This is a genomic window from Thauera sp. ZXT1-4 (genome assembly GCF_052598215.2).
This window is the reverse complement of sequence record NZ_JBQWSN020000008.1, coordinates 126,893-142,021: the sequence shown is the minus strand read 5'-3', so window position 1 is coordinate 142,021 and position 15,129 is coordinate 126,893. Positions and strand designations below refer to the sequence as shown.

Here is a 15,129-nt window from a genome sequence, read left to right as displayed (position 1 = left end):
GCGCGAACTCTAGCGCCGCATCCCTGCGCGGGCAAGCACGGCCGTCAATGCGGCCGGCACGCAGATCCATCCACAGAAGCTGTGGATAAGTATGTGGATCAATGAGGAATATTGCCCCGAATCGGCCTGCCTGCAGGCGACAGCACTCTTCGATGCAAAATTGTGCAACACATTAAACCTTTTTAAATCATAGACTTGCAAATTCACCCTTTATTGATCAAGGACTTGCGACATGTACCTTGACAGCGTCCAAAGGCTGTGGATTGAACTACAATCCCGCCATGACATTTCAAGCCTCACAGGCCGCAGGCGGCCTTTCCAGTGCGCCCGATTTCCTGTCCGCTCCGGTACTTAGCGTCGCCGAACTCAACCGCCTTGCACGACAGGCGCTCGAGTCCGCGCTACCGCTGATGTGGGTCGGGGGCGAGGTCTCAAACCTCACCCGCGCCGCCTCCGGCCACGTCTACTTCACCCTCAAGGATGCCGATGCCCAGGTGCGGTGCGCGATGTGGCGCAACCGTGCGCAGTTGCTCGCGTTCCGTCCGGAGAACGGCATGCGCGTGGAGGCCCGCGCGCTGCCGACGCTGTATGAGGCCCGTGGGGAGTATCAGCTCAACGTCGAAACGCTGCGCCCAGCCGGCATCGGCAGCCTGTTCGAAGCGTTCAACCGGCTCAAGGCCAAGCTCGCTGCGGAAGGGCTGTTCGACCCCGCGCTCAGGCGTCCGCTACCGCATCATCCGCGTGCGATCGGGATCGTCACCTCGCCGCAGGCCGCCGCGCTGCGCGACGTACTGGTCACCCTGCGCCGGCGTGCACCGCATGTGCCCGTGATCCTCTACCCCGCCCCGGTACAGGGCGGCGACGCAGCGGCACGACTGCGCGCCGCCATTCAGCGTGCAGGCCAGCGGGCCGGACAGGATGGCGCAGAGGTGCTGCTGCTGGTGCGCGGCGGCGGGAGCATCGAGGATCTCTGGTCCTTCAACGACGAGGCGCTCGCGCGCGCCGTGCGCGCGTGTCCGCTGCCAGTGGTATGCGGGGTGGGGCACGAAACCGACTTCACGATCGCCGACTTCGCCGCCGACGTGCGCGCCCCGACCCCCACCGGCGCAGCCGAACTCGTCAGCAGCGGCTGGCAGGCGGCCCCGGCCCGATTGGATGCCATCGACCAGGCCTTGCAGCGGGCCATGGCACGCCGCATCGCCGAGCTGGCCCAGCGCCTGGATCGCGCCGGACTGCGGCTCGTGCACCCGCGCGAGCGCCTGCAGCGCGCGGGCAGCACGCTCGACGCGCTGGCCATGCGACTGCGGGACGCCGGCAACCGCCACCTCGAGCGCGCCCGCCTCCGCGTTGCGCAGTCCAGTCTGCGGCTTGGTGCAGCTGTCCCCAGGCCAGCGGTGCAGCGCGAACGCATCGACACCCTCTCCCTGCGGCTGCGCACGGCGTTCCACACCCAGCTCGAGCGCCGCGGCGACCGCCTGCAGGCACTCGATTCGCACCTCCAGCATCTCGACCCGCAGGCCGTGCTCGGCCGGGGCTACGCAATCGCGCGTGACGAACACGGCAACGTACTGCGCAGCGCGGACGATATCGCGATCGGCAGCGTGGTCAGCGTGCAGCTCGCAAAAGGCCGGCTGGACACCCGGGTCATGCGCTGCGGCAGCGACCGGGCACGCGATGGGCGGGAAGCTGCGCCACGCGACTGATTTGCACAGTCGTGTTCCGCACGCGCCGCGATGGGCTTAACATGCGGGGCGCAACATTGTCAGCCCGTCTCAATAAAGACTAAAATGGTACGTCTTTATAGACCTACAGACAGACAAATCACAACAGGAGAATCCGTATGGAACACACCCTTCCCGCACTGCCCTATGCCAAGGACGCTCTGGCCCCGCACATCTCGGCCGAAACGCTGGAGTTCCACCACGGCAAGCACCATCAGGCCTACGTCACGAACCTGAACAATCTGATCAAGGGTACCGAGTTCGAGAACCTCGACCTCGAAGCCATCGTCAAGAAGGCGCCCGCGGGCGGCGTCTACAACAACGCGGCTCAAGTCTGGAACCACACCTTCTTCTGGAACTGCATGTCGCCCAACGGCGGCGGTGAGCCTGCCGGCGCGCTGGCCGATGCGGTCAAGGCCAAGTGGGGCTCTTACGAGGACTTCAAGAAGGCCTTCCAGACCTCCGCTGTCGGCAACTTCGGCTCGGGCTGGACCTGGCTGGTCAAGAAGGCAGACGGCTCGGTGGACATCGTCAACATGGGCGCCGCCGGTACGCCGCTGACCACCGGCGACACCGCGCTGCTCTGTATCGACGTCTGGGAGCACGCGTACTACATCGACTACCGCAACCGCCGTCCCGACTTCGTCGCCACCTTCCTCGACAAGCTGGTGAACTGGGACTTCGCGGCGAAGAACTTCGCCTGATTCCCACTGCCGGCATCCAGCCGGCCGCGTCGAATGCGAAAGCGACCCACGTGGTCGCTTTCGCGCTTTCCGGCCCCCTGCGCCGAGCAGGCGGCGCGCCACCGACGAGACGCCCCATGCTCGACATCCTCTACCGCGACGCGTCGCTGATCGCGATCCACAAGCCCTCGGGCCTGCTCGTGCATCGCAGCCCGATTGCGGCGCACGAGGCGCGTTTCGCAGTGCAGTTGCTGCGCGACCAGATCGGCCAGCGCGTGTATCCCGCCCACCGGCTGGACCGCGGCACCTCGGGCGTGCTGCTGTTCGCGCTCGAGCGCGAGGTTGCGCGCACACTCGCACAGCGCTTCGAGTTGCAGGCGGTCGACAAGCAATACCTCGCCATCGTGCGCGGCCATCCACCCGAACGGGGATGCATCGACCATCCCCTGGTGCGCCGCCTCGACCCGGTCGAAATCCACCGCGGCAAGGGGGCGGGCGCACGCGATGCGCTGCCCGAGGATCTCGATGCGCACGATGGGGTCGATGCCGCAGGGGGCACGCGCGCGACCGCCGAACCCGTCGCCCAGCCCGCACGCACCCGCTACCGCCGCCTGGCCACGGTCGAACTGCCGCACGCGGTGGACCGATATCCGAGCAGCCGTTATGCACTGCTGGAGCTGTGCCCCGAAACGGGCCGCCGCCACCAACTGCGCCGCCACCTCAAGCACATCGCCCATCCGATCATCGGTGACGCCACCTATGGCAAGGGCCGCCACAACCGGCTGTTTCAGCATCTGTTCGGCAGCCATCGCATGCTGCTTGCCTGCACGCGGCTGGCCCTCGCCCATCCGGTGACAGGAGAACCACTCGAGATCGTGGCGCCGGTGGCGGAGGATTTTGCAGCGGTGGTCGAGGCGCTGGGCTGGAGCCCCGCTTTCGGTGCACAATCGCCCTCTCCCGCACTGCGGATCCCAAGCTCCGAAACGACTCTCCAGGTAGAACGATGAACCCGCTGCTTCAGGTACGCCAGCACGGCCAGCAGATCTGGCTCGACAACCTCTCCCGCACCCTGCTCAACGAAGGCCAGCTCGCGCGCTTCATCGCCGAAGACGGCATTGCCGGCGTGACCACCAATCCGGCCATCTTCCACAAGGCCATCTCCGGCGGTCGCTACTACGAGGACGACCTGGCGGCACTCAAACAGCAGGACATCTGCGCCGAAACGCGCTACGAAGCGCTCGTCATTCCCGACGTGCAGCGCGCCTGCGACCTGCTCGCCCCCCTTCATCGCGACACGCAGGGCGCGGCCGGCTATGTGAGCCTGGAGGTGTCTCCCGCGCTCGCGCACGACGCTGAAGGCACGGTTACTGCCGGGCTACGCCTGAAGGCAGCGGTCGACCGCCCCAATCTGCTGATCAAGGTGCCGGCCACCACAGCGGGGCTGGTGGCGATCGAACGCCTGATCGGCGAGGGCGTCAGCGTCAATGTCACGCTGATGTTCTCCCTCGCACACTGCGAGGGCGTCGCGGAAGCCTACCTGCGCGGACTCGCCCGGCTGCAGGCGGCAGGCGGCGATGTCTCGAAGGTCATGTCGGTGGCCAGCCTGTTCCTCTCGCGGGTCGACACTTTGGTGGACAAACGGATCGAGGCACACGGCGGCGATCTGCTGTCACTACGCGGGCAGACCGCCGTCGCCATGGCGCGGCTGGCCTACGCAGCCTACCAGGAACGCTTCCACGGCGCCGGCTTCGAGGATCTCGCCAGCGCAGGCGCGCGGCCGCAGTACATGCTGTGGGCAAGCACCGGCACCAAGAACCCGGACTACAGCGACCTGCTCTACGTCGAACCGCTGATCGGCCCCGAAACCATCAACACCCTGCCCGACGCCACGCTCGCGGCGCTGCGCGACCACGGCCGCGTCGCCGACACGCTGGAGGAGGACGTCGAGCAGGCTGGACAGCACTTCGTCGCCCTCGCGGCGGCAGGCATCGATCTGGTCGCCATCGGCGAGCAACTGCAACGGGAAGGCCTGAACCAGTTCGAGGAGGCCTTCGCCGGGCTGCTGCAACTGACCGCCTGAAACGCACGGCCCCCGCGTCGCTGTATGCGAACGCGGGGGCCGGATGCAGGCGCGTGCCGCTCAGGCCGCTACGCTTTCCGGCTCGGCCAAGAGATTCGCGCGCGAGATGCCCCGGCGGTCGCCGGTCGAGTCGAGCAGTTCCTTCATGTCCAGGATGAGCACGATCTGACCGTTGGATAGCGTCGTGACGCCCGCCACGCCCTTGGGCCGGAAATCGTCCAGCGACTTGATCACCGCGTCCTCACGCCCGGAGAAATTGTCGATTGCGAGAATGAAGGACCAGTCGGCGGCCTGCATCAGCACGCCGTACTGCGGCACGCACTCGCGCGGCCAGCCAAGCAGCGTGGTGAGCGGCAGGATGGGGAGCACCTCGCCGCGCACGGTCATCGTCGCCTTGCCGCCAACGTCCTGGATGCTCTTCGGATCCATGGGCAGGATCTCCCGCACCATGGACAGCGGCACCGCAAAGGGCTGATTACCCAGCCCGACCAGCAGCACCGGCAGGATCGCCAGCGTGAGCGGCAGATTGATGACCAGCGTCGTGCCCTTGCCGAGCTGCGAGCTGACCTCGATGCTTCCGTTCAGTTTCTGGATGTTCGTCCGCACGACGTCCATGCCGACGCCGCGGCCCGACACGTCCGAAACCTTCTCCGCAGTCGAGAAGCCGGGCAGGAAGATGAGGTTGTAGCTCTGCCGCTCATCCATCGTGCTCGCTTCCTCATCGGTGATGAGGCCTTTCGAGAGCGCCTTGGCACGCAGCTTCTCGGCGTCCATCCCGCGCCCATCGTCGGCCACCACGATGACGATGTGGTCGCCCTCCTGGCGGGCTTCGAGGCGGACGGCCGAGCGCGAGGGCTTGCCCGCCGCAGCGCGCCCGGCGGCATCCTCGATGCCGTGGTCCACCGCGTTGCGGATCAGGTGGATGATCGGGTCGGAGAGATCCTCGATCATCGTCTTGTCGATCTCGGTGTCCTCGCCGACCAGCATCAGTTCCACGTCCTTGCCCAGACTGCGCGCAAGGTCGCGTGCAATGCGCGGATATTTCTGGAACAGGCGGCCGATCGGCTGCATGCGCGTCTTCATTACCGCGTTCTGCAGATCCGAGACGAGCAGGTCGAGCTGGCTGACCGCAAGGTCGAGCGCGTGCAGGGTATCGGTGTCCGTCCGGCCCGCGAGGATGTCGCTGCGCAGCGCATTGAGCCGGTTCTTCGTGAGCCCGATCTCGCCCGACAGGTTGAGCACCTGGTCCAGGCGCGAGGTATCGACCCGGATCGAGTTGTCGCGCTGGCGCTCCCCTTCCCGGCGGCCGATCGGTGCCGGCGCGCCCGGCACGTCCGTCGCCCGGCGACCGAAGGCCGCCTTGACGATCGCGTCCTCGACCGCGGCGACCGGCTTGGCTCCATGCGCGTCCGCAGGCGTAGGCGCAGCGGCCGCAGCAGGCTGCCCGACCACCGTTCCGGATGTGACCACCGCGTAGAGCGTATCCCAATCGGGCTCGCCCTGGCGCGGCACGTTCACCGCCTCCTTGGCCGCCGCCGGTGCAGCCGCACGCAAGCCGCCCGCCGCGGCATCGGTGCCTGCGATCGCGGCACGCAGGCTCTCCAGCAGCTCAGGGGCGGCCGCAGAGGGCTGGGTACTGCGCTCGAGCTCGGAGAACATGTCACGCACGGCGCCCGTTGCGGCGAGGATCACGTCCATACGCTCGGGCGTGATCGAGAGCTCGCCATTGCGCAGCTTGTCGAAGAGGTTCTCGGTGAGGTGGCACAAGGTGACGAGTTCGGCCGCATTCAGGAAGCCCGCCCCGCCCTTGATCGTGTGAAAACCACGAAAGATGTCGTTCAGCAAGCCCTTGTCGCCCGGCGACCGCTCCAGGTCCACCAGCTTGTTATCGACTCCCGACAGCAGGTCGCCTGCCTCGATGAGGAAGTCCTGCAGCAGATCTTCCATCCCTGCGAAGTCACTCATGATTCACCTTGCTCCACAATTCGGCGCCATCGACGATGACACCAGCCCGCTGCGCGCAAAGATCGTTGCGCAACGGGGCGATAGTTCAGAAGCCGAGGCTCTCGAGCAGGTCATCGACCTGGGCCTGGCTGGTCACGACATCCGTACGCCCTTCCGAATCGATGACAGGGCCGTTCATCAGCCCGGTGTGCCTTTCAGCCCGAACCTCGGGAGGCGCCGCCTCGAGCAGGACCTGGATCAGCTGCGTCTCCAGCGTCTGGGCCAGTTCGACCACGCGCTTGATCACCTGTCCGGTCAGGTCCTGGAAGTCCTGCGCCATCATGATCTCGTGCAACTGGGCGCCGGTCTCGCGGCTCCCCTCCGCCACCGAATCCAGAAAGCGGTGGGTGTCCGCGCTCAGGTCCTTGAACGCCTCGGGCGAGAGGCGGCCTGCATACAATTCGTCCCAGCGCGCGGACAGGGCCTTCGCACCGTCACAGAGCCGATCCTGGATCGGGTTTGCAATATCGGTCGCATTGAGCACGCGGCTGGCCGCCTGCTCGGTCGCCTGGGCGATATAGGCGAGCCGCTGGCGCGCATCGGGCACGGCTGCTGCAGCGTCCTTGATCGTCGCTTCGAGCCCGAGTTCGCGCAGGGTGTCATGCACCTGCCGCGTCAGGTGCCCGAGGCGGTTGAAAACGACGCCCGCCTCCTGATCTCCGGTCTCTCCCGCCGCCGGGGGCGCGGGAGCCACGTCGGCCTGGGGCTGCCCCTGTTCCGCAACCGCGTCGAACAGCGCCTGCAGTTCGTCGCTGTCGCCACTGTCGCCGCCCGATACGGGCGCGGGAGAGGGCGCTGCCGGGCGCGCGGGCGTGCTCACGGGGTCTGCAGCGATGCTGTCGAACAGTGCCTGCAGATCGTCCGAATCACCGTTTGCATCCATTCTCGACCTCTTGTTCATGGTTCTTTGCTCCGATTCCCACGCTCGCCCGCTCAACCCTGGGGACGCGCCATCTTCTCGAAGATCTTCTCGAGCTTCTCGGCGAGGGTTCCCGACGTGAAGGGCTTCACGATGTAGCCGCTGGCGCCTGCCTGGGCTGCAGCGATGATGTTTTCCTTCTTCGCCTCCGCGGTGATCATCAGCACCGGCAGATGCTTGAGCTGGGGCGTGCGCCGGATGGTCTGCAGCAGCGTCAGGCCATCCATGTTCGGCATGTTCCAGTCGGTGACGACGAAGTCGAACGCGCCGGCCTGCAGCTTCTGCAGCGCCACCTGTCCGTCTTCGGCCTCGTCGACATTGGTGAAGCCCAGTTCCTTGAGCAGGTTGCGCACGATGCGGCGCATGGTCGAAAAATCGTCGACGACAAGAAACTTCATTTTGGGGTCGGCCATCTGTGTTCTCCGGTTCGGCTGACAGGGTTCTGGGTGTTGCGCACCGTCAGCGCTGCAGCATCGGGCGAATCGTGTCAGCAAGCACCTCGGCGTCGAATTTTGCCACGTAGGCATCCACCCCGACGTTCCTGCCCATCGCCCGATTGGCCTCGGATGAGAGCGAGGAGTGCATCACCACCGGAATGCCGGCGAACCGCGCATCGGACTTGATGTTGCGCGTCAGCACGTAGCCGTCCATCTCCGGCATCTCGGCATCGACCATGATGAGGTCCACTTCGTCCAGCAGCACCCGTCCGGTCTGTTCGGCGTGGTCAGCCAGGCTCTGCAGCCGGTTCCAGGCCTCGAGGCCGTTCTGGGCGTGCTTGTGGCGCACGCCGAGCTTGTCCAGCACCTCACTGATCTTGCGCCGCGCAACCGCCGAGTCATCCACGAAGAAGACGTTGACATCATGTCCACCCGCAATCGGCGCGATGTCACCAATGACGCTGTCGCCGAAGGTGTTGGCGAGGATCGACTCCACATCGAGGATCGAGATCAGCCTGCCATCGGGCAACTCGGTGATCGCCGTGATGTAGCCCTGCTGGGTGCCGGCAGCGGAGACGTTTTCGGGCGCACGCACGCGATCCCACTCCACACGCACGATGCGATCGACCGACTCCACCAGGAAGCCCAGCGTGCGCTTGCTGTATTCGGTGACCATCATCGCCCCGCCAAGCGGCGCGCCGGGCTCGGTCAGCCCCAGGATGCGGCCGAGGGACAGCACCGGGATCACATTGCCCCGCAGCGAGATGAGCCCTTCCACACCGGCCGGCATGTTCGGCGTACGGGTGATGAACGGCGTCGTCGAGACCTCGCGCACCTTGAACACGTTGATGCCGAAGTTCTCGTTCGTTCCGAGCGAGAACAGCAGGATCTCCATCCGGTTCGAGCCCGCCAGCGTGGCGCGGCTATCGACCGTGTCGAACAGGCCCGACCCTTCGCGATCAGTCATTTGCATGTCGGCTCCTCACTTGTCCTTCTTTCTTGCGGCGCCTGCTGCACCGAGCAGGCGAAGCAGTGTCTGCGCGAGCCGCTGCGGCTCGAACTTGGGAACGTATTCATCCACCCCGACCGACAGCCCGAGCTGCTGGTTCGACATCCCCGAGAGCGACGAATGCATGATCACCGGAATGCCGGCGAAGCGGCGGTCCGCCTTGATCTGGCGGGTCAGCATGTAGCCGTCCATCTCCGGCATCTCGACGTCCGTGAGCACCAGGCTGACGAAATCGCTCACCGGCCGGCCGCAGGCGTCGGCGTGCGCGGCCACGCGGCGCAATTCTTCCCAGGCCTGGCGGCCATTGACCGAGCCGACATGCCGGACGTTCATCGCATCAAGGGTTTGCGTGATCTGCTTGCGCGCCACGGAGGAGTCGTCGGCGAAGTACACCACGTGCTCGCTGCCCTCCGGCACCGCGGGGATGTCGCGGAACAGGAACTCGTCGTCGTACTTCGAGGTTTCCGACAGCACCCGCTCCACGTCGAGCATCATCACCAGCTGGTTGTCGGCGAGTTCGGTGACCGCCGTAACCAGCCCCCCCAGGCGGGCGGTCAGCATCTCCGGGGGCACCCGCATCTGCGACCAGTCGAGGCGCAGGATCGTATCCACCCCCTCGACCAGGAAGCCCTGGGTGTGACCGTTGTATTCGGTCACGATCATGATGTCGCGCGCCGCATCTCCACCGATGCCCACATAGCTACCGAGATCGACCACCGGCACCAGCGCGCCGCGCAGACTCACCATGCCTTGCACCGCATCCGGCATGTCCGGGGCCGCCGTGATCTGCGGCGTACGCATCACCTCGCGCACCTTGAACACGTTGATCCCGAAAATTTCGCGCCGCCCCGTCCTCGCATCCACCCCGAGCGTAAACAGGAGGATCTCGAGCTTGTTCGTCCCCGCGAGTCGGGTCCGGGCATCAATGTTCTTCAGCAGTTCTGACATGATTTCCTGCTCTGCGGTCGGTTGTGCGCGTCCAGTTTCTCGCGCGATGTTGGTTTAATCGGCTACCGGGACGGGAACTTGAGCCCGTTTTCAACGCAGCATGGCTCCGGAGGGTGGCCCCCCTCCCGCCTGCGCTGCCTCAGCGCCCGAGGCGTCCGGAAATACAGACTCGAAGCCCGGCGCGCTATCCACTTCGATCGCCGCACGGCTGCCCTGCGTTCGGATCGCCTCTTCGGCAGCCCGGTTCAGGACCACGATGCTGATGCGCCGGTTGGCAGGATCGAGCGGATTGTCGAGCACCAGATGTTCGGTGTCCGCGAGCCCCACGACCCGCACCATCTTGCCTGATTCGAGCCCTCCGGCAACGAGTTCGCGCCGCGCGGCGTTCGCACGGTTGGACGACAGTTCCCAGTTCGAGAACCCTCGCTCCCCGCCCGCATATTGCGCCGAGTCGGTATGCCCGGACATGCTCAGGCGGTTCTCCACGTCGTTCAGGGCCTTCGCAATCTCACGCAGTAATTCACGCGTATAGGGGCGCAACTCTGCGCTCGCGGTGGTGAACATCGGCCGGTTCTGCGCGTCGATGAGCTGAATGCGCAGACCATCCTTGATGATATCGAGCAGGATCTGGTTCTTGAACTGGCGCAAGGTCGGATTGGCCTCGATGATGGCCTCGAGCTTGCCCTTCAGGTCGATCAGCTGCGCCCGCTCGCGCCGCGCCGCGGCCTCGACCGCCCCATCCGCCCCATGCTTCGCGCGCGATGGCGCCGCGTCGATGTTGATCGAGCGCGTGTTCGGCGTATCACCGCGCCGTACCTGCCCTACCTTGCGCGACAGGTCCTCGCCACCACCCTGAATGATGCTGGAGCTGTCGCCAGTGCCCTCGCCCCCCTGCATCGCGACCTTGAGCGGATTCTGGAAGTAGTCGGCGATCCCCTCCAGATCGCCCTGCGCTGTCGAGCCGAGCAGCCACATCAGCAGGAAGAAGGCCATCATCGCCGTGACGAAGTCCGCATACGCGATCTTCCATGCACCACCGTGGTGGCCGCCGCCGCCCTTCTTGATACGCTTGACGACGATTGGCTGTTGAGTATCGTCGCTCACGGCATGCTCCCGGACGGGTCCCCGGTCGTCGGCCGCTCAGCGGCACGATGAAGTGTTCGGTACGCGGCCATCGGCTCAACCCTTGCGGCTCTTGATTTCCTGCTCGAGCTCGAGGAACCCCGGACGATCGGACGCATAGAGCACCTTGCGGCCGAACTCCACCGCGACCTGCGGCGCATAGCCGTTCATGCTCGCAAGCAGCACCACCTTGATGACCTGGTAGATCTTGCCGCTCTCCTCCACCTTCTGCTCCAGCTGGCTGGCGATCGGCGCCACGAAACCGTATGAAAGCAGAATGCCGAGGAAGGTGCCGACCAGCGCGCCGCCGATCATCTTGCCCAGCACCGCTGGCGGCTGGCCGACCGAACCCATCACGTTCACCACGCCCATCACCGCAACCACGATGCCGAACGCCGGCAGTGCATCCGCCACCTTGGCGACGATATGCGGCGCCTGGTGCGCTTCCTGATGGTGGGTCTCGATCTCCATGTCCATCAGGTTCTCGATCTCGAAGGCGTTGAGGTTGCCACCCACCATCATGCGCAGGTAGTCGGTCATGAACTCGACGGCATGGTGATCCGCAGCCACGCTCGGATACTTGGCGAAGATCGGGCTGGATTCGGGATTCTCGATGTCGTTCTCGATCGACATCAGGCCTTCCTTTCGTACCTTGGCAAGAATCTCGAACAGCAGCGAGAGCAGATCGACGTAGAGCGCCTTGTTGTACTTCGAGCCCTTGACGGCCAGCGACAGCGAGCCGAGCGTTGCCTTGACCGCCTTGGGCCCGTTGCCGGCAACGAAACCGCCGATCATCAGGCCGATGATGGCGAGGTACTCCATCGGCACCCAGAGCGCGGCGAGGCTGCCGTGCACCGCGTAGGTGCCGAGCGAGGCTGCGAGGATGATGACGTAACCAATGATCAGGAACACCGCTTACTCCATGGAAAGGGCCCGGTGCGCGAAAGGGCGGGGCGGTCGTTGACGGCAGTAACGACCGCGCTGAACGGAACTTGAGCGTACCGGCCCATCCTGTTGCGCGGCACGAACGATGCGCGGAGCCGGCGTCGCTGCGCCACCGGATGACGCAACGCCACAACGAACAAGGGCCGCCTGTCTCCAGTGCGGCCCATATCGGTACTCGCGGCCCGGCGCCGCGACATGCAGTGCAGCCCCGTCAGGCGGTCTCGACCTGCTTCGCCGATTGACGTGTGCGCGAAACCGCCTTGCGGGCGCCGACCTTCTTGCGCGAGGAGCCCGCGCGCGAGGGCATGTTGCACAGCCCGCACACATAGTCCTGAACCGGATCGTGCGCATGCGCCACGAACTGACCACCGCAGCAGGTGCAAGCCGCGCTTTGCAGCAGATCCGCATCGAAGAAGCGCACCAGCGTCCATGCCCGCGTCAGGCTGAGCACCGGCTCCATCGCCGTGCTCTCGATGTGGTCAAGATACAGGTGATAGGCCTTGAGGGTCGCCTCCAGCCCCTGCACGCCGCCACGCCCGGTGAAGAAGCGGTGATAACCCATGAACAGCGAGGAATGCACGTTCGGCTGCCAGGTCATGAACCAGTCGGTGGAGAACGGCAGCATGCCCTTGGGGGGCGATGCGCCACGCACTTCCTTGTAGATCTTCAGCAGCTTCTCGCGGCTCAGGCGGGTTTCGACCTCGAGCATCTGCATGCGTGCGCCGAGTTGCACCATCTCCACCGCGCGGCGGACGTCCTCAGCTTCCTCGATGACACTCTTGTTCTTCATTACCGACTCCTCATGGCGTCTCTCCAGCTGCCCGCCCTGCGGCCAGAATCGCGGCATGCAGGCTTGCGCTGGTGGCGTCGCGCCCCTCACCCGACATCAGCCGGGCGATCTGCGCGTCATCGAAGCGAAAGCAGGGGATCAGGGTCTGCGAGGACGCCATCCGAACCAGCTTCGCTGCCGACATGGATTCGATCAGGTCGGCCAGTTCATCACCGATCCCGAGCCGGAACAGCGCCGTCGCCCTGTCGCTGCGCAACATCTGCTGCGCGAGCATGAGGTAGGCGAGATTCAACTCGCGGATTTCGGCCTGAAAATCTGGTCGCTCCATCACTTCCTATCCCGTTCAGGGACGAATGGCCCCGAACTTAAAGTACTTTCTGAGCAACAGCAAGTAACAAAGTCACGATTCGCGCCCGATCGTGCCCCTTGACTGTCGCTCGCCAGCAACATCCGCAGCTCCACCGGCCGATCAAACCTGGGTGGCCGCAGCCGGCTGCCGCTCGCGCTGCGGCGCAACGACCCGGTCGCGGCCGTGCTGCTTCGCGCGGATCGCGCCACGGTCCGCGCATTGGACGAGCGCCTCCGGGGTGCTCATGTCGACGGTCCGCTCCGCCACGCCTACGCTTACGCTCAAGTTCAGCTTCGGCATGTCGGACGCCAGCACCGTCGCACGCACGGACTCGCACACCCGCTGAGCCATGGCACAGGCAGCGGGAAGATCTGCATCCAGGCACAGCACGAGGAACTCGTCCCCCCCGGTACGACACACCACGTCCTGCACGCGCAAGGCCTTGCGCACCGCCTCCGCGGCCAGACGCAGCGCGATGTCGCCGATGTCATGACCATGGGTGTCGTTGATCGATTTGAAGTTGTCCAGATCGACCACCATCACCGACAGCGGGCGCGCGTGACGGACCGACTTGGACCACTCCATGCGCAGCGCCTCCCCTGCATGACGCCGGTTCGGCAAACCGGTCAGGGCATCGGTCAGCGCCGCTTCGTGCAAGCGGCGGTTCGAAATCGCCAGTTCGGCGGCGTGGCTGCGCAGTTCCTCACGCTCACGCTCCAGATCGCGCTGCAGCGCCACCGTGCGCAGGCAATTGCGCAGGCGCAACATCAGTGCGGCGTGCCCAAGCGGCTGCACGAGGAAGTCGTCCGCCCCCGCTGCCGAGGCCGACACCAGCATGGCGTCATCCTCGGACACGACCACCGCAAGCACGAGAATGCTGCGTCCCATGCGCAGGTCGCGAAGGCTGCGCACGAGCCTTGCAGCCGCCTCATCCCACTCCACGACGAGCACCTGGGGCTGCACGTCCAGCGCCCGCTCCAGCGCGCTCTCCGCATCCGGCACCTCGGACATCATCATGCCGAGCTCATTCAACCCCGTCCGCAAGAGCTTGCGGACAGCCTCATCGCGCACCAGCACAAGCGCGCGCGGCCTTGGAACGGCATCCTGCCCGCCCAGTCCGTCGCGCACCTCCCGGGCGTCCTGAGCGGAATCGGGGGAGGCACACGCCTGCGTCGTCTCTTCGACCTTGCCCAGCGCCTCGAAGCGCGGGCAGGCGCCCGTATTCATCTGCAGCAGGCGGCCCCACTCGCCCCAGCTGCGCCCGATGCGCTCGCAGATTGCAACGAGCTCTTCACGCGGCAGCCCCAGACGGCTCGCAAGACGCAGGATCGCCGGCATCAGCGCCTCGTGCTCGGCCTCCGGCAGCAGGCACAGGCGTGCGATCGCGCGCGAAAGCACAAGGCACTGCACGATACCCGATTCACGCGACCCCTCCGCAAAACCAGACAGATCGGGCTGCTCGTAGTAGCGCACCGGGTGCGCGAGCGACTCGGGCACCCCCCAATCCAGCAGCATCGCTGCCCCGAGTTCGCAGTGGTCGATGGCGAAGGCCTGATCTTCGAGCCTGCCCTGCTGCAGGCCCGGGTTCGCACGCAATTCGCCCAGAATTCTCGCGAACGCATCCGGATACGCGGAGGCGAGGCCGAGCTCGCCGACCCGTGCCAGCAGGCCGAGGCTGAAAGCCTCATCCGGCGAAACAACGCGCAGACGCAAGGTAAGCATCTGCATCGACAGCCCCATGAGCAGCGACGAGGACCAGAACTGTGTGTAGTCGAAACCCTTGCAGGCGCCCTTTCGGTAGCTGGAAAGCAAAGAGAAACCCAGCGCAAGCCCGCGCACCGCGGGCAGGCCGAGCACCATCAAAGCCTCCTGCACCGAGACGATCGGGCGCCGGCCCTCGTGGAACATGCCGTTGGCCGCCTTGATCAGCCGCCCGACAAGCGCCGGATCTGCCTTGATGGTGCGCCCGAGGTCCGCCAGCGACACCGTGCTCGACTGCGTCATGCGGATGACCGCGAGCGCGACGCCCCTGGGAGAGGGCAACTCCCCCGCGCTCTTGATCTGCGCGAAACGCTTCATGTCTATCGGTAGGGACATACTCATCCTGTGCAAATCGCTCACG

Annotated in this window: 14 protein-coding genes; 4 read left to right on the top strand and 10 right to left on the bottom strand. The window is 65.7% G+C overall.

Annotation, left to right across the window (positions count from 1 at the left end; genetic code table 11):
- Positions 1–281: 281 nt before the first annotated feature.
- From xseA to tal, 4 genes are all read left to right on the top strand, one after another.
- Entirely contained in the window at positions 282–1,703 is a 1,422-nt protein-coding gene (gene xseA / locus ACUH78_RS08840) for an exodeoxyribonuclease VII large subunit (RefSeq protein WP_418363375.1), read from the top strand.
- A gap of 137 nt (positions 1,704–1,840) precedes the next feature.
- Entirely contained in the window at positions 1,841–2,425 is a 585-nt protein-coding gene (locus tag ACUH78_RS08835) for a superoxide dismutase (protein ID WP_418363376.1), read from the top strand.
- Positions 2,426–2,541: 116 nt separating this feature from the next.
- Positions 2,542–3,411 (top strand): pseudouridine synthase, encoded by an 870-nt coding sequence (locus ACUH78_RS08830; protein ID WP_418363377.1) that lies wholly within the window; start codon positions 2,542–2,544, stop codon positions 3,409–3,411.
- Entirely contained in the window at positions 3,408–4,484 is a 1,077-nt protein-coding gene (tal, locus tag ACUH78_RS08825; RefSeq protein ID WP_418363378.1) for a transaldolase, read from the top strand. Before ACUH78_RS08830 ends, tal begins: the two co-directional genes overlap by 4 nt.
- A gap of 60 nt (positions 4,485–4,544) precedes the next feature.
- Here the strand turns inward: tal and ACUH78_RS08820 are convergent, their stop codons facing one another.
- The 10 genes from ACUH78_RS08820 to ACUH78_RS08775 form a co-directional block, all read right to left on the bottom strand.
- Positions 4,545–6,449 (bottom strand): chemotaxis protein CheA, encoded by a 1,905-nt coding sequence (locus ACUH78_RS08820; RefSeq protein ID WP_418363379.1) that lies wholly within the window; start codon positions 6,447–6,449, stop codon positions 4,545–4,547.
- A gap of 85 nt (positions 6,450–6,534) precedes the next feature.
- A complete protein-coding gene (gene cheZ, locus ACUH78_RS08815) occupies positions 6,535–7,389 on the bottom strand; it encodes a protein phosphatase CheZ (protein ID WP_418363380.1) in 855 nt (284 codons plus the stop codon).
- A gap of 32 nt (positions 7,390–7,421) precedes the next feature.
- A complete protein-coding gene (cheY, locus tag ACUH78_RS08810) occupies positions 7,422–7,820 on the bottom strand; it encodes a chemotaxis response regulator CheY (protein ID WP_418363381.1) in 399 nt (132 codons plus the stop codon).
- Between the two features lie 46 nt (positions 7,821–7,866).
- Positions 7,867–8,817, bottom strand: coding sequence for a chemotaxis protein (locus ACUH78_RS08805; RefSeq protein ID WP_418363382.1), 951 nt, complete (start codon positions 8,815–8,817; stop codon positions 7,867–7,869).
- 9 nt (positions 8,818–8,826) lie between these two features.
- Positions 8,827–9,801, bottom strand: coding sequence for a chemotaxis protein (locus ACUH78_RS08800; RefSeq protein ID WP_418363383.1), 975 nt, complete (start codon positions 9,799–9,801; stop codon positions 8,827–8,829).
- 90 nt (positions 9,802–9,891) lie between these two features.
- Positions 9,892–10,905: a flagellar motor protein MotB gene (motB, locus tag ACUH78_RS08795; protein WP_418363384.1), complete on the bottom strand. Its 1,014-nt coding sequence runs from the start codon at positions 10,903–10,905 to the stop codon at positions 9,892–9,894.
- A gap of 75 nt (positions 10,906–10,980) precedes the next feature.
- Positions 10,981–11,835, bottom strand: coding sequence for a flagellar motor stator protein MotA (gene motA / locus ACUH78_RS08790; RefSeq protein WP_418363385.1), 855 nt, complete (start codon positions 11,833–11,835; stop codon positions 10,981–10,983).
- Positions 11,836–12,079: 244 nt separating this feature from the next.
- Positions 12,080–12,658: a flagellar transcriptional regulator FlhC gene (flhC, locus tag ACUH78_RS08785; RefSeq protein WP_418363386.1), complete on the bottom strand. Its 579-nt coding sequence runs from the start codon at positions 12,656–12,658 to the stop codon at positions 12,080–12,082.
- Between the two features lie 10 nt (positions 12,659–12,668).
- A complete protein-coding gene (gene flhD / locus ACUH78_RS08780; protein ID WP_418363387.1) occupies positions 12,669–12,986 on the bottom strand; it encodes a flagellar transcriptional regulator FlhD in 318 nt (105 codons plus the stop codon).
- Positions 12,987–13,127: 141 nt separating this feature from the next.
- The gene (locus ACUH78_RS08775; RefSeq protein ID WP_418363388.1) at positions 13,128–15,104 is read right to left on the bottom strand and encodes a sensor domain-containing diguanylate cyclase; all 1,977 of its coding nucleotides are present in this window, start codon (positions 15,102–15,104) and stop codon (positions 13,128–13,130) included.
- Between the last annotated feature and the right edge of the window lie 25 nt (positions 15,105–15,129).